General features: G+C 67.4%; 19 protein-coding genes and 5 tRNA genes. 9 read left to right on the forward strand and 15 right to left on the reverse strand.

Annotation, left to right across the window (positions count from 1 at the left end):
• Window positions 1–49 precede the first annotated feature (49 nt).
• Window positions 50–1,429 carry a dipeptidase gene (locus PSA7680_RS00765; protein ID WP_085866751.1) on the forward strand — a complete coding sequence of 460 codons (1,380 nt, stop codon included), beginning with the start codon at window positions 50–52 and terminating at the stop codon, window positions 1,427–1,429.
• A 92-nt stretch (window positions 1,430–1,521) separates the two neighbouring features.
• Here the strand turns inward: PSA7680_RS00765 and PSA7680_RS00770 are convergent, their stop codons facing one another.
• A complete protein-coding gene (locus tag PSA7680_RS00770; RefSeq protein WP_085866752.1) occupies window positions 1,522–1,767 on the reverse strand; it encodes a GlsB/YeaQ/YmgE family stress response membrane protein in 246 nt (81 codons plus the stop codon).
• A gap of 229 nt (window positions 1,768–1,996) precedes the next feature.
• Between PSA7680_RS00770 and PSA7680_RS00775 the strand changes: the two genes are divergently transcribed.
• Window positions 1,997–2,920 (forward strand): alpha/beta fold hydrolase, encoded by a 924-nt coding sequence (locus PSA7680_RS00775; RefSeq protein WP_085866753.1) that lies wholly within the window; start codon window positions 1,997–1,999, stop codon window positions 2,918–2,920.
• A gap of 97 nt (window positions 2,921–3,017) precedes the next feature.
• Window positions 3,018–4,124, forward strand: coding sequence for a Hint domain-containing protein (locus PSA7680_RS00780; protein ID WP_085866754.1), 1,107 nt, complete (start codon window positions 3,018–3,020; stop codon window positions 4,122–4,124).
• A 56-nt stretch (window positions 4,125–4,180) separates the two neighbouring features.
• On the opposite strand, the gene PSA7680_RS00785 is transcribed toward PSA7680_RS00780, so the two are convergent.
• The 4 genes from PSA7680_RS00785 to PSA7680_RS00800 form a co-directional block, all read right to left on the reverse strand.
• Window positions 4,181–4,513 carry an acyl-CoA thioesterase gene (locus PSA7680_RS00785; protein ID WP_370738516.1) on the reverse strand — a complete coding sequence of 111 codons (333 nt, stop codon included), beginning with the start codon at window positions 4,511–4,513 and terminating at the stop codon, window positions 4,181–4,183.
• 162 nt (window positions 4,514–4,675) lie between these two features.
• Window positions 4,676–4,752 (reverse strand) — tRNA-Asp (locus PSA7680_RS00790).
• A 36-nt stretch (window positions 4,753–4,788) separates the two neighbouring features.
• Window positions 4,789–4,865: transfer RNA gene (locus tag PSA7680_RS00795), tRNA-Asp, on the reverse strand.
• Between the two features lie 119 nt (window positions 4,866–4,984).
• Window positions 4,985–5,941: a pirin family protein gene (locus PSA7680_RS00800; RefSeq protein WP_085866756.1), complete on the reverse strand. Its 957-nt coding sequence runs from the start codon at window positions 5,939–5,941 to the stop codon at window positions 4,985–4,987.
• Between the two features lie 258 nt (window positions 5,942–6,199).
• Between PSA7680_RS00800 and PSA7680_RS00805 the strand changes: the two genes are divergently transcribed.
• Window positions 6,200–6,442, forward strand: coding sequence for a hypothetical protein (locus tag PSA7680_RS00805; RefSeq protein ID WP_085866757.1), 243 nt, complete (start codon window positions 6,200–6,202; stop codon window positions 6,440–6,442).
• A gap of 87 nt (window positions 6,443–6,529) precedes the next feature.
• Here PSA7680_RS00805 and PSA7680_RS00810 read toward each other — a convergent pair.
• Window positions 6,530–6,605, reverse strand: a tRNA-Val gene (locus PSA7680_RS00810).
• Between the two features lie 187 nt (window positions 6,606–6,792).
• Here PSA7680_RS00810 and PSA7680_RS00815 point away from each other — a divergent pair.
• Both PSA7680_RS00815 and PSA7680_RS00820 read left to right on the forward strand, forming a co-directional pair.
• The gene (locus tag PSA7680_RS00815) at window positions 6,793–8,997 is read left to right on the forward strand and encodes a thiamine pyrophosphate-dependent enzyme (RefSeq protein WP_085866868.1); all 2,205 of its coding nucleotides are present in this window, start codon (window positions 6,793–6,795) and stop codon (window positions 8,995–8,997) included.
• 1 nt (window position 8,998) lies between these two features.
• Window positions 8,999–10,030: an acyl carrier protein gene (locus PSA7680_RS00820; RefSeq protein ID WP_085866758.1), complete on the forward strand. Its 1,032-nt coding sequence runs from the start codon at window positions 8,999–9,001 to the stop codon at window positions 10,028–10,030.
• Between the two features lie 139 nt (window positions 10,031–10,169).
• On the opposite strand, the gene PSA7680_RS00825 is transcribed toward PSA7680_RS00820, so the two are convergent.
• The 4 genes from PSA7680_RS00825 to PSA7680_RS00840 all read right to left on the reverse strand — a co-directional run bounded on the left by PSA7680_RS00825 (window position 10,170) and on the right by PSA7680_RS00840 (window position 14,181).
• A tRNA-Val gene (locus tag PSA7680_RS00825) sits at window positions 10,170–10,244 on the reverse strand.
• A gap of 19 nt (window positions 10,245–10,263) precedes the next feature.
• Window positions 10,264–10,575 carry an HU family DNA-binding protein gene (locus tag PSA7680_RS00830; RefSeq protein WP_085866759.1) on the reverse strand — a complete coding sequence of 104 codons (312 nt, stop codon included), beginning with the start codon at window positions 10,573–10,575 and terminating at the stop codon, window positions 10,264–10,266.
• A gap of 166 nt (window positions 10,576–10,741) precedes the next feature.
• Window positions 10,742–13,147 (reverse strand): endopeptidase La, encoded by a 2,406-nt coding sequence (gene lon / locus PSA7680_RS00835; protein WP_085866760.1) that lies wholly within the window; start codon window positions 13,145–13,147, stop codon window positions 10,742–10,744.
• 602 nt (window positions 13,148–13,749) lie between these two features.
• On the reverse strand, window positions 13,750–14,181 hold the full coding sequence (locus tag PSA7680_RS00840; RefSeq protein WP_085866761.1) for a SufE family protein: 432 nt from the start codon (window positions 14,179–14,181) through the stop codon (window positions 13,750–13,752).
• Window positions 14,182–14,310: 129 nt separating this feature from the next.
• Between PSA7680_RS00840 and PSA7680_RS00845 the strand changes: the two genes are divergently transcribed.
• On the forward strand, window positions 14,311–14,778 hold the full coding sequence (locus PSA7680_RS00845) for a hypothetical protein (protein WP_085866762.1): 468 nt from the start codon (window positions 14,311–14,313) through the stop codon (window positions 14,776–14,778).
• Window positions 14,779–14,928: 150 nt separating this feature from the next.
• Here the strand turns inward: PSA7680_RS00845 and rnd are convergent, their stop codons facing one another.
• From rnd to purM, 3 genes are all read right to left on the reverse strand, one after another.
• Window positions 14,929–16,089, reverse strand: coding sequence for a ribonuclease D (rnd, locus tag PSA7680_RS00850; protein ID WP_085866763.1), 1,161 nt, complete (start codon window positions 16,087–16,089; stop codon window positions 14,929–14,931).
• Between the two features lie 79 nt (window positions 16,090–16,168).
• Window positions 16,169–16,765, reverse strand: a complete 597-nt coding sequence (purN, locus tag PSA7680_RS00855; RefSeq protein WP_085866764.1) for a phosphoribosylglycinamide formyltransferase — start codon at window positions 16,763–16,765, stop codon at window positions 16,169–16,171.
• Window positions 16,762–17,808, reverse strand: a complete 1,047-nt coding sequence (purM, locus tag PSA7680_RS00860; protein WP_085866765.1) for a phosphoribosylformylglycinamidine cyclo-ligase — start codon at window positions 17,806–17,808, stop codon at window positions 16,762–16,764. The genes purN and purM overlap by 4 nt, the downstream gene beginning before the upstream one ends.
• A 200-nt stretch (window positions 17,809–18,008) precedes the next feature.
• Here purM and PSA7680_RS00865 point away from each other — a divergent pair.
• A tRNA-Ile gene (locus PSA7680_RS00865) sits at window positions 18,009–18,085 on the forward strand.
• A 102-nt stretch (window positions 18,086–18,187) separates the two neighbouring features.
• On the opposite strand, the gene PSA7680_RS00870 is transcribed toward PSA7680_RS00865, so the two are convergent.
• Both PSA7680_RS00870 and PSA7680_RS00875 read right to left on the reverse strand, forming a co-directional pair.
• Window positions 18,188–19,102 carry a cation efflux transmembrane domain-containing protein gene (locus tag PSA7680_RS00870; protein WP_176244053.1) on the reverse strand — a complete coding sequence of 305 codons (915 nt, stop codon included), beginning with the start codon at window positions 19,100–19,102 and terminating at the stop codon, window positions 18,188–18,190.
• 97 nt (window positions 19,103–19,199) lie between these two features.
• Window positions 19,200–20,519 (reverse strand): ATP-binding protein, encoded by a 1,320-nt coding sequence (locus PSA7680_RS00875; protein WP_085866767.1) that lies wholly within the window; start codon window positions 20,517–20,519, stop codon window positions 19,200–19,202.
• Window positions 20,520–20,563: 44 nt separating this feature from the next.
• On the opposite strand from PSA7680_RS00875, the gene PSA7680_RS00880 reads away from it, so the two are divergent.
• Window positions 20,564–21,502, forward strand: a complete 939-nt coding sequence (locus PSA7680_RS00880; RefSeq protein ID WP_085866768.1) for an MBL fold metallo-hydrolase — start codon at window positions 20,564–20,566, stop codon at window positions 21,500–21,502.
• The last annotated feature ends 98 nt before the right edge of the window (window positions 21,503–21,600 follow it).

Here is a 21,600-nt window from a genome sequence, read left to right on the forward strand (position 1 = left end):
GCTCGCGCCGAAACTGTCAATCCCGCATTACCAACCAAGCGAGGCCCCCATGACGCTCGACGCCGTTCTGAACCGCATCGACGAGGATCTTCCGCAAAGCCTCGATCGCCTGATGTCGCTGCTGCGCATCCCGTCGATCTCCACCGATCCCGCCTACAAGGCCGACTGCGACAAGGCCGCCGACTGGCTCGTCGAGGATCTGAAATCCATCGGCTTCGAGGCCTCCAAGCGCCCCACGCCCGGCCACCCGATGGTGGTGGCCCACGGCGGCGAGGGCGATGGCGCGCCCCTGCTCTTCTACGGCCACTACGACGTGCAGCCCGTCGATCCGCTCGATCTGTGGAAGACCCCGCCCTTCGAGCCGGAACTGCAGCAGACCCCGAACGGCCAGGTGATCCGCGGCCGCGGCGCCTCCGACGACAAGGGCCAGCTGATGACCTTCGTGGAAGCCTGCCGCGCCTGGAAGGCGGTGCACGGCAGCCTGCCGTGCAAGCTCACCCTCTTTTTCGAAGGCGAAGAGGAATCGGGCTCGCCCTCGCTCATTCCCTTCATGCAGGAGAACGCCGAGGAGCTGAAAAGCCGGATCGCGCTGATCTGCGACACCTCCATGGTGGCGCCGGGCGTGCCCTCCATCGCCAGCCAGCTGCGCGGGATGCTGAAGGACGAGTTCACCATCGTCGGCCCGAAGATCGATCTGCACTCCGGCCACTACGGCGGCCCCGGCCTGAACCCGCTGAAGGAAATCGCGCGCATCATCGCCTCCTTCCACGACGAGAACGGCCGTGTCGCGGTGGAAGGCTTCTACGAGGGCGTGCACGAGATTTCCGACGAGCTGCGCCGCCAGTGGGAAAACTGCGGTTTCGACGAGAAGGCCTACCTCGAAGGCGCCGGCTACACGCAATCCAGTGGTGAGGCCGGCTACTCGACGCTGGAGCAGCAATGGGCGCGCCCGACGCTGGAGGTCAACGGGCTCTGGGGCGGCTACATGGGCGCCGGCACCAAGACGGTGATTCCCTCCGAGGCCCACTGCAAGATCACCTGCCGCCTCGTCGGCGACATGGACCCGACCCGCCTGCGCGAGAAGATCCGCGCCCACGTCGAGGCGCGGCTGTCGCCGGATGCCAAGGTGATCTGGGATCAGGATCTGGACGGATCGCCCGCCTCGGTGATGGACATCACCCGCCCCGAGTTCGAAAAGGCCCGCGCCGCGCTGTCGGACGAGTGGCAGCGCGAAGCCGTCTTCTGCGGCATGGGCGGCTCGATCCCGATCGCCGGCTTCTTCAAGGAGATCCTCGGCATGGAATCCATGCTGATCGGCTTCGCCAACGAGGATGACGCCATCCACTCGCCCAACGAGAAATACGACGTGCAGAGCTTTCACAAGGGCATCCGCAGCTGGGCGCGGGTGCTGGCGGCGCTGAACGGCTGAGGCGCGCGCCGCGCAAACCCTCCTGCACACATGAAAGCGGCGCCCTGATCCCCCGGGGCGCCGCCTCCACCTTTCCTGCGATCCGGCCGGCGCTATCCGCGCTTGAAGAGGCTCAGGATCGCAAGGAGCAGGATCGCGCCGATGGTAGCGTTGATGATCGCACCCACGACCTCCCCGCCCAGCGAAAATCCCCAAGAAGGAAACAGCCAGCCGGCGATCACGCCACCGACGATCCCGATCACGATGTTCATCAAGAGGCCGCTGCCGCCGCCCTTGACGATGGTTCCAGCCAGCCAACCGGCGACGGCGCCGACGAAAAGTGAAATCAGAATGCCCATGGATTTGCCTCCCGCTTCATGGAATATCCAAACCTACCACATTTTGCGCAACCAACATAGCGCTCCACAACATAGCCAGCAGGCCCGGACCGAGGCGCAGCCTCTGATTGTTTGCGGAGATCCCGAAAATCGCTGTCGCTGATCGCGCGGAATGCTATGTTTTGCAGGGAACACGGCGGGTGGGCAAACAGCCGCGAAGGCCTGGTGGCCGGCAGGCCGGGAGGGAAACATGCGGAGCGAAACAGCGGCGATCGAAGGCTTCGAGGCGGGCGTGGCCGCGGTCAACGGCCAGAGAATCGCCTACAGCAAGGGCGGCTCCGGCCCGCCGCTCCTGCTGCTGCACGGCTTCCCGCAGACGCAGGCGCTCTGGGCAAAGGTTGCGCCGCGCCTTGCCACGGAGTTCACCGTCGTCGCCGCCGATCTGCGGGGCTACGGCGCCTCGTCCAAGCCGGAAGGCACCGCCGCCTACGGCTTCCGCCCCATGGGCGTGGACATGCTGGCGCTGATGGCCCATTTCGGCTTCGAAGGCTTCCACCTGGCCGGCCATGATCGCGGCGGGCGCACGGCCCACCGGATGGCGCTCGATGCGCCGGAGCGGATCCTGAGCCTCTGCGTGATGGACATCGTGCCCACCCAGCATCTTCTCGCCCACCTCACCCCGCAGGTGGCCCGATCCTACTACCACTGGTTCTTCCTCGCCCAACCTCATCCCTTCCCCGAACGCATGATCGGCGCCGATCCGGACGCCTATTTCGAAAGCTGCCTGCTGGGCTGGGGCGCGGCCCGGCTCGAGGATTTCGACGCCGGCCAACTGGCCGCCTACCGCGCCGCCTGGCGCGATCCCGAGGCGATCCGCGGCATGTGCGCCGATTACCGCGCCACGCTGGACGACGATCTCGCGCTCGACACCGCCGATCTGGCCCACCGCCTCTCCTGCCCGGCGCTGGTGCTCTACGGGGCCGACGGCGCCATGGCGCGGGCCTATGACGTGCCCGCCACATGGGCGCCGCGCCTTGAGCACATGAAATCCGCCGCGCTGCCCGGCGGGCATTTCTTCATCGACGCCCACCCGGAGGAAACCGCCGCGCGGCTCTCGGACTTCCTGCACGGCGTCGAGGCGGGCCTGCGCCGGCAAGAGGCCAAAAAGGCTTAATTTTTTCTGAACACCCTGCTAGAGTGACCGCAAGCGCGACCGGCCGAAAGAGCCACGAAACCCCGCGCGGCATTGAGACATAGAGCAGGTTGAAACCATGCCGACGAACAGCTTCTACGTGTACAACACGGGCGCCCTCAACGTGTCCGGCGGCACGATTTCGCTCGATCCCAACTTCAACGCCGCCGACGATCGCTGGATCCTCGAGATCACCGATGACGACAACCAGCTCGACGGCGATTTCTCCAACAACGAACAGGGCTACGACGCCAACCAGACCGGCGTGCTCTACGAGACGGACGGCACCACGCTGGCGAACCCGGGCGGCGGCCCCGTCAACGGCGATCGCGTCTACGCCGAGAACCAGCTCCTGCTCACCGGAAGCGACGGCAGTTTGATCACCATCTACGTGATGGAAAGCGGCGGCACCTTCGTCGGCTACCTGCCCACCGCACCGCTCACGCCGGGCGTCACCTACGCCTACACGAGCACCAACGTGATCGGCAACGACGAGGTCGCCGGCACCTTCTGGAACTTCTTCTACGGCGGCACCGACGAAACCGATCCGACGACCTACGTCGATCCGTCCACCGGCGAGAGCAACATCATCGGCGCCGTCGTCTGCTTCACGCCGGACGCGCTGGTGCGCACGCCAGACGGGATGCGCCCCATCGGCGGGCTGCGCCGGGGCGACCAGGTGATGACGCGCGACAACGGCTACCAGGAGATCCGCTGGCTGCACCGGCGCCGGCTCACGCAGGCCGATCTGCGCGCCAACCCGCACCTGGCGCCCATCGTGATCGAGCGCGGCGCCATGGGCCCGGACACCCCGTTCTGCCGCACCCGCGTCTCTCCGCAGCACCGGATTCTCGTCGCAAGCCCGATGAATGAAATGCTCTTCGGCACCGAGGTCACGCTCGCGCCGGCCAAGGGGCTGATCGACGGGAAGCGGATCTGGCAGGATCACCGCTGCCGCTCGGTGGAATACGTCCACCTGCTGTTCGACAGCCACGAGATCCTCGAAGCCGACGGGCTCCAATCCGAAAGCTTCCATCCGGGTGATTGGACGATGGGGCATCTCCCCGAGGAGGCACTCCGAGAACTTTTCGAGATTTTTCCGAGCCTTGCGCGGCGGCATGAAAGTTACGGGCCGGCGGCCTACCCGGCGCTCTCGGTGCGCGAAGCGCGGCTGCTGGTGGCCTGAGGCCGCCGGCAGGGGCTCTTAGGCCCGCCTCGCCCGCCGCAGCCCCGGCCCGCGCGCTAGCGGTAGACGGCGCGCGGCCGGGCGTTCTCATCCAGCGCGACGAAGGTGAAGACGGCCTCCGTCACCTGCTGGCTTTCCTCCTGGTGCCGCGCCCGGCGCCATGCCCGCACCCGGATTCGCATCGAGGTGCGCCCCACCTTCAGCAATTCCGCATAGAGCGAGACCTCATCGCCCACCAGCACCGGCCGGTGGAACTGGATTTCCTCCACGCTCACCGTCGAGGCCCGCCCCTGCGAGACGCGCGCCGCCACCGTGCCGGCGGCGAGATCCATCTGGCTCATCAGCCATCCGCCGAAGATGTCGCCGGCCGGGTTGGTGTCCGTCGGCATGGCGATCACGCGGATCGTGGGCTGGGTTTCGGGCGGGGTCGGGTGATCTGTCACGGCGGGCTCCGGCGCTGTCTGGCTGCCCCCACGATAGCCTGCGGACATCGGCCCAGAAACAAGAAAGCGCCCCCGAGGGGGCGCTTCCTGATCCGCTTTCGCAAGAAGTGGCGCGGTTGACGGGGCTCGAACCCGCGACCCCCGGCGTGACAGGCCGGTACTCTAACCAACTGAGCTACAACCGCTCTTCTCGCGTGGGCTTATTCGGGGCAAATCAGAGGTGGCGCGGTTGACGGGGCTCGAACCCGCGACCCCCGGCGTGACAGGCCGGTACTCTAACCAACTGAGCTACAACCGCTCCTCTGTGCCCCGGGCGTCGCCCGGCGTGAGGGGGGTTTTATGCGTGGCCGCAGGCGGCGTCAAGCGGCCATCCGGCAAAAAATTCGCCGCCCCGACGCTTTTTTCGCGCGGCCCCGTTCACCCCTTGATCCGGCCCGGAAGATCGGGAAGCGGGATGAACTCCGAGTCATCGTCGGGCGGCAGCTGGAAGCGGCCGTTCCGCCAATCCCCCTGCCGCCAGGCCTCCTTCGCGGCCTCGATCTTCTCCTTCGAGGAGGAGACGAAGTTCCACCAGATGTAGCGCGGCCCGTTCAAGGTTTCGCCGCCCAGCAGCATCAGCCGCGCGCCCTGCGGGCCGGCCCTGAGCGAGACGCGATCGCCGGGCCGGAAGATCATCATCCGCCCCGCGTCGAACCGCTGGCCCGAGACCTCCACCTCGCCGTCCAGAACATAGGCGCCGCGATCCTCGTGACCGTCGGGCAGCGGGATGGACGCGCCGGGGGCGAGCACGGCGTCGGCATAGAACATCTCGCTGGCCACGGGCACCGGCGCCGATTCTCCCCAGGCAGTGCCTAGGATCAGCCGCACCTGCTTGCCCTCGCCCTCCAGCGCCGGAAGCTCGGCCTTGGGCGCATGGATGAAGGCGGCCGGATCGTCCTCGCGATCCTCTGGCAGGGCCACCCATGTCTGGATGCCGGAGAGCAGCTGCGGCTGCTGGCGCACCTCCTCGTCGATCCGCTCGGAATGGGTGATGCCATTGCCGGCCACCATCCAGTTCACCGCGCCCTCCTCGATCCACTGGTTGGTGCCCAGCGAATCCCGGTGGTGGATCTTGCCGGAGAAAAGATAGGTCACCGTGGCCAGCCCGATGTGGGGATGCGGGCGCACGTCGATGCCCTGCCCGGAGAGAAACTCCGCCGGCCCCATCTGGTCGAAGAAGATGAAGGGCCCCACCATCTGCCGCTCGGGCGCGGGCAGCGCGCGGCGCACCTCGAAGCCGCCCAGATCGCGCGCGCGGGGCACTATCAGCGTGTCGATGGCGTCCACCGCATCGCCGGTGGGGCAATCGGGATCAAGCGCGGGGTTCCAGCTCATGGCGGTCTCCTGTCCGGGATGTCAGCCCCAGCATCTATCGCCCGCAACCCAAGGCACCAGCCCCATGGCGACACAGCCCCTGTGTGCGCACGCACAGCCCATTCACGCAACAATCCCACCCAACGGCACTCATTGTCCCCGCCGCAGCTACCCGCCCCGCCTGACGCAAGGCCAATTGCGGCAAATTCATGTCAATTTGTTGACTGTTTTTCGTCCGCGTCGATACTTGGAGCAGTTTTCGAGTTGGGGGATTTGACCATGACGTACCGGATTGCCGCCACCGGCCTGCTCTGCGCGGGCCTTCTTGCCGCCTGCGACGGGCCGAGCACCATCGTTTCCGTTCCGGCCTCGCAGGGCGCGCTGAACATGTATGACGGGCGCGCCGCCGTGCAGACCGCCCCCGCGCAACCCGGCCGCTACTTCGCGCCCAACGTTGCGGCCGCGCAACCCAACCTCGGCCCTTCCGGCGCGGACCTGCTGCTGCCCAAACAGCAGCCCTGAGGCGAAAAGCGCGCGCAGGGCTTCGCAGCCCGCAAAGGCTGAAGCCAGACAGGGTTTCGGCTGCCATGATGTCGATGGAGGGGAGAGTGGTGGGTCGTGAGAGGCTCGAACTCCCGACATCTTCGGTGTAAACGAAGCGCTCTACCAACTGAGCTAACGACCCGATAGGCGGCTGTTTAGTGCGGCCCGTTTGGCTGTGCAACCGGAAAATCGCGCTGGCCGGGCCGGGGATCGCGGCCCCGCACGGCGCCTTCCCATGACGCTTTCTCATGGCGACATTCCTCAAAAGACATGGCGCGGCGCGGCGCGCTGCCCTAGCCTGAAAACCGCTGGCAACAGGGGCAGGAATGATGGACAGGGCTGATGTTGTGGATGCCGCCTTCCGCAGGCGCGTGGCCGCCGGTGATCTACCCCGAGGCCCCGCCGAAGACGGCGCGCAGGCCGGGGGGCTCGGCGGGCTGGATCCCGCGCAGGCCGTCGCCATCTTCCGCGCGCAATGCCTCTCGCGCAACCTCGATCGGCGCTCGCGCAAGATGCAGGCCGAGGGGCAAGGCTTCTACACCATCGGCTCCTCGGGCCACGAGGGCATGGCCGCCGTGGCCGCCGCGCTGCGCCCCTCCGACATGGCCTTCCTGCACTACCGCGACGGCGCCTTCCAGGCGATGCGCGCCAGCCAGGTGCCGGGCAGCACGCCGGCCTGGGACATGCTGCTGAGCTTCGCCACCTCGGCGGAAGATCCGATCTCGGGCGGGCGCCACAAGGTGCTCGGCTCCAGGGCGCTGATGATCCCGCCGCAGACATCCACCATCGCCAGCCACCTGCCCAAGGCCGTGGGGGCGGCCTATTCCATCGGCCTCGCGCGCCGCCATCCCCCCGCGCACCGGGTGCTGGCCGAGGACGGGCTGGTGATGTGCTCCTTCGGCGATGCCTCCGCCAACCACTCCACCGCGCAGGGCGCCTTCAACACCGCCGCCTGGACGAGCTACCAGTCGATCCCCCTGCCCCTGCTCTTCGTCTGCGAGGACAACGGCATCGGCATCTCCACCCGCACGCCCGCCGGCTGGATCAAGGCGAGTTTCGCACAGCGCCCGGGCCTGAAGTATTTCGCGGCCTCCGGGCTCGACATGGCCGAGGCCTTCGCCACCGCGCAGGAGGCGGCCGCCTACGTGCGCCAGCGGCGCAAACCCGCGTTCCTGCATCTCTCCACCGTGCGCCTCTACGGCCATGCCGGAAGCGATCTGCAACAGGCCTACCTGCCCAAGGAGGTCTTCGAGGGCTGGGAGGCGGATGATCCGCTGCTGCATTCCGCCCGCCGGCTCATCGCCTCCGGCACGCTGGATGCGGCGGGCGTGCTGGCGATCTACGAGGAGGCCGAGGCCCAGTGCACCCGCGTGGCCGCCGAAGTGATCACGCGCCCGCGCCTGCGGACCGCGGAGCAGGTGATGGCGAGCCTGATCCCGCCGGGGCGCGCCTGCCCGCCCGCAAACGGCCCTGCACCGGAGGCCCGCGCGCAGGTTTTCGGCAGCGATCTCAAGGCGATGGACAGCCCCCAGCCGATGTCCAGGCTGATCAACTGGGCCCTCACCGATGCCATGCTCGCCCATGGTGAGATCGTGATGATGGGCGAGGACGTGGGCCGCAAGGGCGGTGTCTACGGGGTGAGCCAGAAGCTGGCCGACCGCTTCGGCCCCGACCGCGTGATCGACACGCTCCTGGACGAGCAGTCCATCCTCGGCCTTGCCATCGGCATGGCCCACAACGGCTTCATCCCGGTGCCGGAGATCCAGTTCCTCGCCTATCTGCACAACGCCGAGGACCAGATCCGCGGCGAGGCCGCCACGCTGCCTTTCTTCTCCAACGGACAATTCACCAACCCGATGGTGCTGCGCATTGCCGGGCTTGGCTACCAGAAGGGATTCGGCGGCCATTTCCACAACGACAACTCCTTCGCCGTTCTGCGCGACATTCCCGGCGTCATCATCGCCTGCCCCTCCGCCGGAGACGATGCCGCGATGATGCTGCGCGAATGCATCCGGCTTGCGCGGGAAGAACAGCGCGTGGTGGTGTTTCTGGAGCCCATCGCGCTCTACCCGATGCGCGATCTTCTGGCCGAGAAGGACGGCGGCTGGCTGCGCCGCTACCCGGCGCCGCAGGAGCGGATCGCGCTCGGCGAGGTCGGCGTGGAAGGCGACGGGCCTCTTGCCATTCTCACCTACGGCAACGGGCGTTACCTGAGCCGCCAGGCGCAGGCGGACTTGTTGGAAGCCGGCATCAAGACCCGCGTGATCGATCTGCGCTGGCTCGCGCCCCTGCCCGAGGAGGGCATCCTCTCCGCATTGGAGGGGGCCGAGAAGGTGCTGATCGTGGATGAATGCCGCCGGACGGGCAGCCTTTCGGAGGCGCTGATGGCGCTTCTGGCCGAACACAGCGCCCTGCCCCATACGCGCATCGCGGCGGAAGACAGTTTCATCGCCACCGGCCCGGCCTATGCCGCCACCATGCCCTCGCGCGCCTCCATCGCGGCGGCCGCGCGCCGTCTCTGGGAGGGCAGCTGAGATGCGCACCGCCGTCGTCATCGCGCCGGGACGCGGCACCTACAACCGCCCCGAGCACGGCTATCTGGCCCGGCACCACGCCGACAAGGCCGCGATCATTGCGGGCTTCGACGCGCAGCGCCGCGCGGCCGGGCTGCCCACGCTGACCGAGCTTGATTCCGGCACCCGGTTTTCCGCCGCGCTGCACACGCGGGGCGATCACGCCTCCGCCCTGATCCACGCCTGCGCCTATCTGGATTTCCTCGACATCGACCGGAGCCGGACGGAAATCCTCGCCGTCACCGGCAATTCCATGGGCTGGTACATCGCGCTCACCTGCGCGGGCGCCCTGCCCGCTGCCGAGGGCTTCCGGCTGGCCGACACCATGGGCCGCCTGATGCAGCACCACATGATCGGCGGGCAGGTGATCACCTCGGTGGTGGATGATGACTGGCAGCCGATTCCCGGCGAGAAGGCCCGGCTGCTGGGCCTGATCGACGGCATCGACGGGCGCGGCGGCGCGCGGCTCAGCCTGTCGATCGATCTCGGCGGCATGCTGGTGGTGGCCGGGAACGCCGAGGGGCTCGCCCGCTTCGAATCCGAAGCCCCACCCCGGCAGGGCAAGTTCCCTATGCGCCTGCCCAACCACGCCGCCTTCCACAGCCCGCTGCAGGCCCCGGTGGCGGCACGGGGCCGGGCGGCGCTGGCCGATCTCCCCTACCGGCACCCCGCCCTGCCCATGATCGACGGGCGCGGCGCCCTCTGGCGCGCGCCTTGCGACCTGGCGGCCCTGAGTCGCTACACGCTGGGTACGCAGGTGCTGGAGCCCTACGATTTCAGCGCCGCCCTGCGCGTGGCCGCTCGGGAGATCATGCCGGACTGCTTCATCCTGCTCGGCCCCGGCGCCACCCTGGGCGGCGCCATCGGCCAGAGCCTCTGCGCGATCGACTGGCGGGGCATCGGCGGCAAGGCCGCGTTCAAGCAACGGCAGGCGAAGGCCCCCGTGCTCTTCTGCATGGACGATCCCCGGGATCGGGCGCGACTCACCGCCTAGGCATACGCCCGCCAGGCGCCCCGTTGCGAACCGGGCCACCCGCCGGAATCACGCGCGAAAGCGGCCCACGCCCCTTCTTGGCCCCAAACATGAAAAAAGGCGCTCAACCCGTTGGGGGAGCGCCTTTTTCCTTGAATGATGGTGGGTGATAAGAGATTCGAACTCCTGACATCTTCGATGTGAACGAAGCGCTCTACCACTGAGCTAATCACCCGGTGACGCGCTATCTAGCGCTACTCGAAAGCTTCTGCAACCTCCGAATCCAAATTTTCTCCATAAGATTTCGACTGCCGGATCCGGGCATGGATCACATGGGCATTCTCGTTGTCGTCGGTGCGTTTGATCTTGATGTTGCCAAGCGGCTGGAGGTTGATTTCCTCCCCTTCCGCGAGGGCCCGCGCCAGCACCGCGAGCGTGGCTTCGACGATGGGGCGCGCGATCTGCTTGCGCACCTCGGCCTCGGCGGCCACGCGCTCCAGCAGTTCCTTTCGGTTGACCACCGGGGCCGTCTCTTCGCCTGCCGTCTGCTCCTGCTCTTCGCTCATTGGATCTTGTCTCCTTTTTTGTCGTGGCGTGGTGTCCACGGGCCCAAGGCTACCACAGTGCCCGTTCCGGGTCACGGAAACTCCCTGCGAATCAAGCGTTTCGGGCCTGAATGCCAAAGAAAATGGCGCCCGAAGGCGCCATTTCCGGTGCGAAGGTTTCGCGATGTCAGTGGGCGGTGGCGGAGCCGGCCTTCGCCGTTTCCGACAGCGCCGCGGCCTTGGCCGCTTCGGCGGCCTCGTCCCACTCCACGGCCTCCGGCATGCGCACCAGCGCACGTTTGAGCACCTCGGACACGTGGCTCACCGGCACGATCTCGAGCCCGTCCTTCACGTTGTCCGGGATGTCGGCCAGATCCTTGGCGTTTTCCTCCGGAATCAGCACCGTCTTGATGCCGCCGCGCAGCGCCGCCAGGAGCTTCTCCTTCAGCCCGCCGATGGGCATCGCGTTACCGCGCAGCGAGACCTCGCCCGTCATGGCGATGTCCTTGCGCACCGGGATGCCGGTGAGCACGGAGACGATGGAGGTGACCATCGCCAGCCCCGCGGACGGCCCGTCCTTCGGCGTCGCGCCATCGGGCACGTGCACGTGGATGTCGATCTTCTCGAACTCCGGCGGCTTCACCCCGATCTCCGGGCTGATGGAGCGCACGTAGCTCGCCGCGGCGTCGATCGATTCCTTCATCACGTCGCCCAGCTTGCCGGTCGTCTTCATCCGCCCCTTGCCGGGCAGCTTCAGCGCCTCGATCGACAGCAGATCGCCGCCCACGGACGTCCAGGCGAGGCCCGTCACCACGCCGACCTGATCGTCCTTCTCGGCCAGGCCGTAGCGGTATTTCTTCACGCCGAGGAAATCTTCGAGGTTGTCCTCGGTGACCTCCACGTGCTCGGCTTCCTTCTTGACGATCTTCGTCACCGCCTTCCGCGCGAGCTTGGCAAGCTCGCGCTCGAGGTTCCGCACGCCCGCCTCGCGGGTGTAGGTGCGGATGATCTCCTGCAGCGCCTCATCCGAAATCGCGAACTCGGACTTGCGCAGCCCGTGGTTCTTGATCTGCTTGTCGATCAGGTGCTGCTTGGCGATCTCGCGCTTTTCGTCCTCGGTGTAGCCGGCCAGCGAGATGATCTCCATCCGGTCCAGCAGCGGGCCGGGCATGTTGTAGGAGTTCGCCGTGGTCAGGAACATGACGTTGGAAAGATCGTATTCCACTTCGAGGTAGTGATCCACGAAGGTGCCGTTCTGTTCCGGGTCGAGCACTTCCAGCATCGCAGAGGCCGGATCGCCGCGGAAATCCTGGCCCATCTTGTCGATCTCGTCGAGCAGGATCAGCGGGTTCGTCGTCTTCGCCTTCTTCAGCGCCTGGATGATCTTGCCGGGCATGGAGCCGATGTAGGTGCGCCGGTGGCCACGGATCTCGCTTTCATCGCGCACGCCGCCGAGCGAAATGCGGATGAACTCGCGGCCCGTCGCCTTGGCCACGCTCTTGCCGAGCGAGGTCTTGCCGACGCCCGGAGGCCCGACGAGGCAGAGGATCGGCCCCTTCAGCTTCTTGGAGCGCTGCTGCACGGCGAGGTATTCGACGATGCGCTCCTTGACCTTCTCGAGCCCGTAGTGATCGGCGTCGAGAATGGCCTGCGCGCGGGCCAGATCCTTCTTCACGCGGGATTTGTCGCCCCACGGGATCGAGAGGATCCAGTCCAGGTAGTTGCGCACCACGGTGGCCTCGGCGCTCATCGGGGACATGTTCTTGAGCTTCTTAAGCTCGCCCTCGACCTTCTCGCGCGCTTCCTTGGAGAGCTTGGTCTCGGCGATCTTGGCTTCCAGTTCGGCGATTTCGCCTTCGCCGTCCTCGCCATCGCCCAGCTCCTTCTGAATGGCCTTCATCTGCTCATTCAGGTAATACTCGCGCTGGGTGCGCTCCATCTGGGATTTGACGCGCGTCTTGATCTTCTTCTCGACCTGCAGAACGCTCATCTCGCCCTGCATCAGGCCGAAGACCTTCTCAAGCCGGTCCGCGACGGAGAGCGTTTCCAGAAGCTCCTGCTTCTGGCCGACTTCCACGCCCAGGTGGCCCGACACGAGATCGGCCAGCTTGTCGGGCTCGCGGGTCTCGGCGACGGCGGCAAGCGCCTCTTCAGGGATGTTCTTGCGCACCTTGGCATAGCGCTCGAACTCCTCGGCAACGGAACGCAGCAGGGCAGCAATCGTGGTCTTGTCCCCTTCTTCCTCTTCCAGCACGGTGGCGCTGGCCTCGAAGAAATCGGGGTTGTCCACGAAGGTATCGATCTTCACGCGCGACCGCCCCTCGACGAGCACCTTCACGGTACCATCGGGCAGTTTCAGCAGCTGAAGCACGTTGGCCAAAACGCCAACCTTGTAGATCCCGTCCGCCGTCGGGTCGTCCTCGGCAGGGTCGATCTGGCTGGACAGCAGGATCTGCTTGTCGTCCTGCATGACCTCTTCCAGAGCCCGCACGCTTTTCTCGCGGCCCACGAAGAGGGGCACGATCATGTGGGGAAAGACCACGATGTCGCGCAGCGGCAGAACGGGAAAGGTCTGGTTCAATTGCTCGGGCATGTTGTTTCCTTTGTTGGCAAGGAGGCCGGGCCCCGCATGGCGGCAACCGCTGCCTCCTCCTGTCAGGCTTATTAACTGGGTGTAAACGCGCGCGTTTCAAGGCACGCGCTCTGGCTTGCCGATCACAATGCCTGCTGCCGGGACGAGGGGCAAGGGCGCAAATGACACGAGGGTGAACGGCAGGCCCGGAAGCAGCCACGATGCCGAGTTCCGGCAGGCGCGCTACACAAACTTTGAGCAGCGGATTCCGGCCGCCGATCCGGATGAATAGGCACGAGCAGATCCGACAGGAGCCAATGTCGCGCACGCAGGCCAAAGGGCGCGCTGGCCATGCCGTTCTGCCATACTCGCATACATGCAGCCGATACCCGGCTTTCATCCAGCCGGGGCTCGGCTTTCATTGCCCGGCGCTGACCCAGGTGACCCAGCCGCCCATCAGTCGCCTTCTGCCAGCCGGCCGAACGAGGCCACGTGTTGGCCCGGCGCCCCTAGGGCCGCCGGGCCGGATCACCTTGGAAGGGCAGCGGAGATCAGACCGCTGCCACCGCGCAAAGCTGACAGGGAATTCTTTATTTGCGGTTAACGACGGCCGGGTGCAGCGGTCAGGCGGCAGCGGCGGTGGCGGCCGCGGTTTCGCGGATGCGCTGCACCATCGCCCGCAGGCCGTTGGAGCGCTGCGAAGACAGGTGCTCGTTCAGCCCGAGCCGGGCCAGTTCGCCGCCGGCATCTACCTTCAGCACCTCTTCCACCGTGAGCCCATTGAACAGCGCCATCAGCACCGCGATCAGCCCGCGCACGATCATCGCATCGCTGTCGCCGCGGAAGCGGAACACCGCCCGCGCGCCGCTGCCCTCGATCTCGGGCAGCAGCCAGACCTGGCTGGCGCAGCCATCCACCTTGGTGGCGGGCACCTTGAAGGCCTCCTCCAGCGGCGGCATCGCCTTGCCGAGGTCGATCACGTGGCGGTAGCGTTCTTCCCAGTCTTCGAGAAAATCGAAGGTCTCTGCGATCTCTTCAAAGGCTTCGGTGGCCATTTGACGGTGCTCCCAATTGCGCGTGTTCCTCACCTAAGGCGGCGGGGCGCGAAGGTCCAGAGCCTCAAAGCGGGTTTTCAAGCGGCGCACTTTGGGCTAACCGGTTGGAAGGCAACAAGGGACGTCTTCATGAAACCTGCTGGCATCGCGCTCCTGGCCGCCACGCTGCTGCTGTCGGCCTGCTCCAGCTCCGCGAACCTGAACCCGTTTTCCTGGTTTCGCAGCGGCGATACGGAGGCCGTGACCGTCACGACCGACGACGGCGTGCTCGTGATCAAGGATCCCCGCGTGCTGGTCGATCAGATCACCGCCATGCGGGTCGACGACACCGCCGGCGGCGTGATCGTCACCGCCACGGGCCTGCCCCCCACGCAGGGCTACTTCAAGGCAGATCTCTTCGCGCTCAACGAGGGCAAGCCGCAGGATGGCGTGATCACGCTGGAATTCCGCGTGCTCGAGCCGCTGACGCCGCAGCCCGTCTCCATCGAACGCTCGCGGGAGATCACGACGGCGACCTTCCTCTCGGACCAGACCCTGCGCGGCGCGCGGGAAATCAGGGTAGTGGGCGCGCGCAACAGCCGCAGCGCCCGCCCCTGACGCCGCAACATCGCGCCGCAACCACCTGACAAAAAGGTAAAAAGGGGGCCAAGGCCCCCTTCTTCATGCGCAACCTGCATGGCCCGCCGTGGCAGCGGGCACGGGTCAGGTCAGGGCACCAGCGCCGCACATCAGGTCAGGCGCCGCCCATCAGGACAGGCGGATCACCTTCACCTTCTGCCCCTTCGCGCCGAGCGCGACCTTGCCTTCGCAGATCAGCAGCGCGTCTTCGCCGAAGACTTCACGCCGCCAGCCCTTGAGCGAGGGCACGTCGCGCTCTCCGGCGGCGATCGCGTCGAGCTCGGCGGCATTGGCGATCATCTTGGGCGCCACGCCCGCCTCTTCGCTCTTGGCCTTCAGAAGCACCCGCAGCAGATCGGCCAGCGCCGGGTTCACCTGCACCTTGTCGTTGCCGTTCTGCACCTTGGGATAGGTCGCCGGATCGGCCTCAAGCCCGGCCTTCACCGCCGCGAGGATGCCGTCGGCGATGTCGCCCTTGCGGGCTTCGCGCAGCAGCAGCCGCGACCGGCCAAGATCCTTGTGGCTGGCCGGCTTGGTGGAGGCCATTTCCAGCAGCGCGTCGTCCTTGAACACCCGGTTGCGCGGGATGTTGCGGGTCTGGGCGTATTCCTCGCGGAAGCGCGCCAACTCGCGCACGATGGCCATGAACTTGCCCGAGTTCGTGCGGGTCTTGACGCGCTTCCAGGCGTCCTCCGGCTCCACCCGGTAGGTTTCCGGATTGGTCAGCACCCGGATTTCCTCGGCCACCCATTTGTCCCGGCCCGTCTTGGCCAGTTTCGCGGCGAGGAACTCGTAGATGTCGCGCAGGTGGGTCACGTCGGCCAGCGCGTAGGTCTTCTGCGCATCGGTGAGCGGGCGGCGGGACCAGTCGGTGAAGCGCGAGGTCTTGTCCAGCGACTGCTTGGCGATCTTGCGCACGAGGGTCTCGTAGCCGACCTGCTCGCCGAAGCCGCAGACCATCGCCGCGACCTGGGTGTCGAAGAGCGGTTCGGGGATCACCTCGCCATCGACGTAGAAGATCTCGAGATCCTGCCGCGCGGCATGGAAGACCTTCACCGTCGAGGTATCGCGGAACAGCTCGTAGAGCGGCTCCAGCGAAAGCCCCTCGACGAGCGGATCCACCAGCACGGCATCGGTCTCGCCGTCGCCGCGATAGGCCAGCTGGATGAGGCAGAGCTTTGAGAAATAGGTGCGCTCGCGCAGGAATTCGGTGTCGACGGTCACGTAGTCGGTCTGTGCGGCCGCCTGGCAGAAGTCGGCAAGCTCCTGCGTGGTGGTGATGGTTTTCATGGGGACCGGGTTTTCTTTGCTTTCGGGTCGGTCGGGATTTGATCCCTCATAGGCCCCCGGACAGGGAAAGAAAAGACGGTCAGGGCAGCAGAACCGGCGTGCGGTCCCCGGCGGCGTAACGGCGCAACACTTCCGGGTAGAGCCGGTGCTCCATCGGCAGGATGCGCGCGGCGAGCGCCCCGGGCGTGTCGCCTGGCAGGATCGGCACGCGGGCCTGGCCGAGGATCGGGCCGCCATCCAGTTCGGCCGTCACCTCGTGCACCGAGCAGCCGGCTTGCGCATCGCCGGCCTCGATGGCGCGGGCATGGGTGTTGAGGCCCTTGTATTTCGGCAGCAAGGAAGGGTGGATGTTGAGCATCCGGCCGGCCCATTTCTCCACGAAGAAGGGGGTGAGCACGCGCATGAAACCGGCGAGGCAGATCAGATCGGGCGCGGCGGCATCGAGCGCCTCCAGCAGCTGCGCCTCGAAGGCTTCGCGATCCTTGCCGAAGGGGCGGTGATCCACGCAGGCGGTGGCCACGCCGAGGGCGCGCGCCTTTTCCAGCCCGCCGGCGGCGGGATCGTTGGCCAGCACCAGCACAGGCGCGGCCGGGTGGCCGGGCGCCCTCATGGACTCCACGAGGCTCACCATGTTGGAGCCGCCGCCGGAAATCAGGATCGCAACGCGGCGCGTCACAGCAGGCGGCCCGCGTAGCGCACGCCCTCGCCTTTCGTCACGGTGCCGATGCGGTGGACGGTTTCGCCCGCATCCCGCAGCAGCGCGCTCAGCGCCTCCGCCCGCGCGGCCTCCACCACGAGCACCATGCCGATGCCGGCGTTGAAGGTCTTCAGCAGTTCGGCCTCCTGCATCGAGGCGGTTTCGGCCAGCCAGCGGAACACGGGCGGCAGTTCCCAGGCGCCCAGATCGATCTCCGCGCCCAGCCCCTCGGGCAGCACGCGCGGCAGGTTCTCCGTCAGGCCGCCCCCGGTGATATGGGCCAGCGCATGGACGCCCCCTGCCCGCACCGCGGAGAGCGCCTGCGTCACGTAGAGCCGGGTCGGCGCCAGCAGCGCTTCGCCCAGCGTGCCATCGGCGAAGGGGGCCTGCGCCTCCCAGCCGAGGCCGGAAAACTCCACCACCTTGCGCACCAGCGAATAGCCGTTGGAATGCACGCCGTCGGAGGCCAGCCCCAGCAGCACGTCGCCCTCGGTCACGCCCGCGGGCAGATCGGACCCGCGCTCCATCGCACCCACGGCGAAGCCCGCCAGATCGAAATCGCCGTCGTGATACATGCCCGGCATTTCCGCCGTCTCCCCGCCGATCAGCGCACAGCCGGAGCGCGCGCAGCCCTCGGCGATGCCCTCGATGATGGCGGTGGCCTGGTCGAGTTCCAGCTTGCCGGTAGCGAAATAGTCGAGGAAGAAGAGCGGCTCCGCCCCCTGGCAGACCAGATCGTTGACGCACATGGCAACGAGGTCGATGCCGATGGTGGAGACGTTGCCCGTATCGATGGCGATGCGCAGCTTGGTGCCCACGCCGTCGGTGGCCGCCACGAGGACCGGATCGGTGTAGCCGGCCCCCTTCAGATCGAAGAGCGCCCCGAAGCCGCCGAGCCCGGCCATCACGCCGGGGCGCGCGGTGCGCTTGGCGGCGGGCTTGATGCGATCCACCAGCGCATTGCCGGCGTCGATGTCCACACCGGCATCGGCGTAGGTCAGTCCGTTCTTCTTCTCGGTCATCGGGCGGGGCTCCTTTTTAGGGCTGTATCGGCGCTGGCTTTGGCGCTGCCTGTAGCGCATGGACGCGCCGAAGGGAACCGTGTTTGCGGGTGCCGATGCCGCATGGAGCGGCGCGCGGCGCGCCGGCCACTGGGGGAAGCGCGAAGGGGCCACGCCACCGCTTGACGCCCTGCGCGCCTTGGCCTACTCCCACAGCCGGCGGGCCTGTAGCTCAATTGGTTAGAGCAGAGCGCTCATAACGCTTTGGTTGCGGGTTCAAGTCCTGCCGGGCCTACCACCTTTCCCCGCCCCGACCTTCCTCACGTTTCCGGCTGCATTCCCGGTTGCGCCGCCGCACCGCCGGCCCGCGCGCGTGCCGGTTCGCGCCACAGAGCGCCTTTCAGGGCGCGGGTTCCTCACCGGTCAGGACGATCTCGACCCGCGCATGGTCCACCACCGGCGCCAGCGCCTCCAGCACGCGGGCCCGCGCCGCATCCAGCGCCGCGCCGGCAACCGGCGCATCGGCGCCGGCATAGAGCAGCACCGTCACCACCCGGCCCGCACGCGCGGCCGCCAGGTCGACGAACCGCAGCCCCTCGGCCTCCAGAGCGGCCGTCGCCGGGCCGATGATCGCGCGGCGCTCCTCCTCGGGCAGCCCGGCACCGAGCACCTCGTCGAAGGCGCCCCGCAACAGCTTCACCGGCTGCGGCAGCACCACGAGGCAGAGAAGCAGGATGACGCAGGAATCGGCGATCGGCACCAGCGCCTCCAGCGCCGTGCCCCGCATCGCCCCGAAGGCGAAGAAGGCGAGCCCCGCGGCGGCGGAGAGGGCGCCGTCGATGATCGCCGCCGTGCGCTCGGTCGCCAGCAGGCGGCTCTTGCGCCCGGAGCGGCGCCAGTTGCGGTGATGCAGCAGCACGAGGCCCGCGCAGGTGGCCACCATCAAGGCGATGTAGACCATGATGCGCTCGAAATTGACCGGGGCGATCTCGGCCCCGCCGAGATAGGCGAGGATCTTGTCGATGGCCACGAACATGGCCACCGCGATGATGCCGAGCAGGATCAGCGCCCGGAACATGACGTAGACGGATTCGTCGATCTCGTTGCCGAAGGGGCGGGACGCATCGGGCGGGCGCACCACCGAGGCCGCCACCCGCGCGGCCACGATTGCGATCAGGAAGTTCACGCCGGAGAAAACGCCGTCCAGCATCAAGGCATCGGCATTGGCCAGCACGGCCGCCGTGAGCCCGGCCGCGGCCATCCAGAGATTGGCCCATTTGGCGATGTTGAGCGACTGGCGTTCGTATCGGCTCATGTCCGGCATCTTTGGGGCTCTCCTTCGGCGGCGCGCGCGTTTCCGACGCCGGATTAGATAGGGAATCGCAAGGGCTTCACAAGATGCACCGCACAGATCACCGCGCCACCACGAGATCCACCTGCAGGCCGCCCAGTTCCGCGCTGCGTCCCAGCCGCAGCGTGCCGCCGTGGCTGCGGGCGATGTCGAGCGCGATCGACAGGCCCAGCCCCACGCCCGAGCCCCTGTTCTGGTTGCGGGCCGGCTCCAGCCGGAAGAAGGGTTTGAGCGCGTTCTCCCAATCCTCCTCGGGGATGCCGGGGCCGTCGTCCTCCACCCGGAAGACGAGGGCCTCTTCCGTCATCGACAGGCTCACCCGGCAGCGGTTGCCATAGCGCACCGCGTTGCCCACGAGATTCTCCAGCGCCCGCTGCACGGCGACCGGGCGCAGCATCGCCTCGCCCGTGGCCTCCACCGCCCCGAGCGCCACCTCCTGCCCGCCGCGGCGGGCGTTCTCCACCACGCGCTCCACGAGCGCGGCCGGGTCCGTCGGCTCGGGCTGCTCGGTGCCCTGCCCCCGCGCGAAACTGAGGAAGGCGTCGAGCAGCTGCTCCATATCCTCCACGTCCCGGTTCAGGGCCCGCACCTCCTCGGTGTCGTCCATCATGGAGAGCCCCAGTTTCAGCCGCGTGAGCGGCGTGCGCAGATCGTGGCTGACGCCGGAGAGCATCAGCGTGCGCTGCTCGATCTGGCGCTCGATCCGGTTGCGCATGTTCAGGAAGGCCTGGCCCGCCGCGCGCACTTCCAGCGCGCCGGAGGGGCGGTAGTTCACCGACTGCCCGCGCCCGAAGGCCGAAGAGGCCTCCGACAGCCGCTTGATCGGCCGCAGCTGGTTGCGCAGGAAGAGATAGGCGATGATCGTCATCAGGATCGCGGTGAAGACGGTGAGCACCAGCAGCTGGTGCGGGTTGGAGGCCGTGACCCGGCGGCGGGAAAACTCCACGTCCACGGGGCCGTGGCGGGTCTCCAGCGACAGCAGCACGCGGGCGTTCTTGCTCACCAGATCGATGCCCTGGATGGTGTCCATGCGCGCGCGCAGCACCTCGATGGCGGTCTTGCCCGTCAGATCGTAGAACAGCCGCTTGTCCCCCTCGATCCCCTCGCCGGGCACCACGATGTCGAACCGCAGCGGCTCCCCGAGGCTGCGGGTGATGAGCTGGGCCGTCTCGGCGTTGGGGGCGCTGTTGACGAGATCCACGATGTAGCGCAGCTCGATGACGACGTTGGAGGTCATCTGTTCGGTCACGCCCTCGAAATGGCGCTGCAGGAAGACGATCGAAACCACCAGCTGCAAGGTCACGATCGGCAGGATCAGGATCAGGGCGGCCCTTTGATAGAGGCCGCGGGGCATGTAGCGTTTCAGCCAGTCGAAATTCATGGCATCACCCTAGCGTTGCCCCGAAACGGAAGAAAGCGCCATTCATGCAAGCCGCCCCGCAAGCCCCGGAAGACGCCGCCCTTTTCGCTCCGATCCCCGGCGAGGCGGAGGTGCTCCGCCCCGGTCTGCGACGGGTGCTGGCGCCCAACCCCTCGCCGATGACCTTCCGCGGCACCAACACCTACCTCCTGGGAGAAGACGATCTCGCCGTGATCGATCCGGGCCCCGACACGCCCGCCCACCTCGAAGCCCTCCTCGCCGCGATCGGCGACGCGCCCGTCACCGCCATCCTCGTGACCCACAGCCACCGCGACCACAGCCCCCTCGCGCGCCCGCTTTCCGAAGCCACCGGCGCGCCGGTGCTCGCCTTCGGAGACAGCGCCGCCGGGCGCAGCCCGATGATGGCCGCCCTCGCCGGCTCCGGCGCGCTGGCCGGCGGCGAAGGGGTCGATGCCGACTTCCGCCCGGACCGCTGCCTGGCGGACGGTGAAATGCTGTCGGGCCGGGGCTGGACGCTCGAAGCGCTGCACACCCCCGGCCACATGGGCAACCACCTGTGCTTCAGCGATGGCGCGGCGATCTTCTGCGGCGATCTGGTGATGGGCTGGGCCTCCACGATGGTGTCCCCGCCCGACGGCGATCTCGCCGCCTTCCGCGCCTCCTGCGCGCGCCTGCGCGCCCGGCCCGAGCGGTTCTACCTGCCGGCCCACGGCGCGCCGCTCCACGAGCCCCACGCGCGACTTTCATGGCTGCTGGCGCACCGCGACTCGCGCGAACGCCAGATTCTCGACTCCCTGCGGCAGGCGCCCGGAACGGCCGGCCAACTGGCGCGCCGAATCTACACCGAGACTCCGGAGGCGCTTCTGCCCGCCGCAGCCCGCAACGTTCTCGCCCACCTGCTGGATCTCACCGCCCGCGGCCACGCGAAGGCCACCCCAGAACTCACGGAACAGGCTGAATTTTCTCTTGTTTCAGACGTTTGAGAAAACGCCGATCGGCGCCGGGCTGATCGCGCCGAAAAAAATTGCATCGAAATCGCATTTTTGTCGCGAAACCCTCTGGACCTCCCCGAACAGCATGG

The organism is Pseudoruegeria aquimaris (assembly GCF_900172235.1).
GTDB lineage: Bacteria > Pseudomonadota > Alphaproteobacteria > Rhodobacterales > Rhodobacteraceae > Pseudoruegeria > Pseudoruegeria aquimaris.

Coding starts and splice junctions, on each gene's coding strand:
- PSA7680_RS00830 (WP_085866759.1), bottom strand. CDS start 10,575: ATGAGCGAAGAGCAGGAGCAGACGGCAGGCGAAGAGACGGCCCCGGTG.
- rnd (WP_085866763.1), bottom strand. CDS start 16,089: ATGAAAACCATCACCACCACGCAGGAGCTTGCCGACTTCTGCCAGGCG.
- PSA7680_RS00770 (WP_085866752.1), bottom strand. CDS start 1,767: ATGGGCATTCTGATTTCACTTTTCGTCGGCGCCGTCGCCGGTTGGCTG.
- PSA7680_RS00815 (WP_085866868.1), top strand. CDS start 6,793: ATGGACAGGGCTGATGTTGTGGATGCCGCCTTCCGCAGGCGCGTGGCC.
- PSA7680_RS00785 (WP_370738516.1), bottom strand. CDS start 4,513: ATGCCGACGGACACCAACCCGGCCGGCGACATCTTCGGCGGATGGCTG.
- PSA7680_RS00820 (WP_085866758.1), top strand. CDS start 8,999: ATGCGCACCGCCGTCGTCATCGCGCCGGGACGCGGCACCTACAACCGC.
- PSA7680_RS00780 (WP_085866754.1), top strand. CDS start 3,018: ATGCCGACGAACAGCTTCTACGTGTACAACACGGGCGCCCTCAACGTG.
- PSA7680_RS00765 (WP_085866751.1), top strand. CDS start 50: ATGACGCTCGACGCCGTTCTGAACCGCATCGACGAGGATCTTCCGCAA.
- PSA7680_RS00875 (WP_085866767.1), bottom strand. CDS start 20,519: ATGAATTTCGACTGGCTGAAACGCTACATGCCCCGCGGCCTCTATCAA.
- PSA7680_RS00870 (WP_176244053.1), bottom strand. CDS start 19,102: ATGAGCCGATACGAACGCCAGTCGCTCAACATCGCCAAATGGGCCAAT.
- PSA7680_RS00840 (WP_085866761.1), bottom strand. CDS start 14,181: ATGGCCACCGAAGCCTTTGAAGAGATCGCAGAGACCTTCGATTTTCTC.
- purM (WP_085866765.1), bottom strand. CDS start 17,808: ATGACCGAGAAGAAGAACGGACTGACCTACGCCGATGCCGGTGTGGAC.
- PSA7680_RS00800 (WP_085866756.1), bottom strand. CDS start 5,941: ATGAGCTGGAACCCCGCGCTTGATCCCGATTGCCCCACCGGCGATGCG.
- lon (WP_085866760.1), bottom strand. CDS start 13,147: ATGCCCGAGCAATTGAACCAGACCTTTCCCGTTCTGCCGCTGCGCGAC.
- PSA7680_RS00805 (WP_085866757.1), top strand. CDS start 6,200: ATGACGTACCGGATTGCCGCCACCGGCCTGCTCTGCGCGGGCCTTCTT.
- PSA7680_RS00775 (WP_085866753.1), top strand. CDS start 1,997: ATGCGGAGCGAAACAGCGGCGATCGAAGGCTTCGAGGCGGGCGTGGCC.
- PSA7680_RS00845 (WP_085866762.1), top strand. CDS start 14,311: ATGAAACCTGCTGGCATCGCGCTCCTGGCCGCCACGCTGCTGCTGTCG.
- PSA7680_RS00880 (WP_085866768.1), top strand. CDS start 20,564: ATGCAAGCCGCCCCGCAAGCCCCGGAAGACGCCGCCCTTTTCGCTCCG.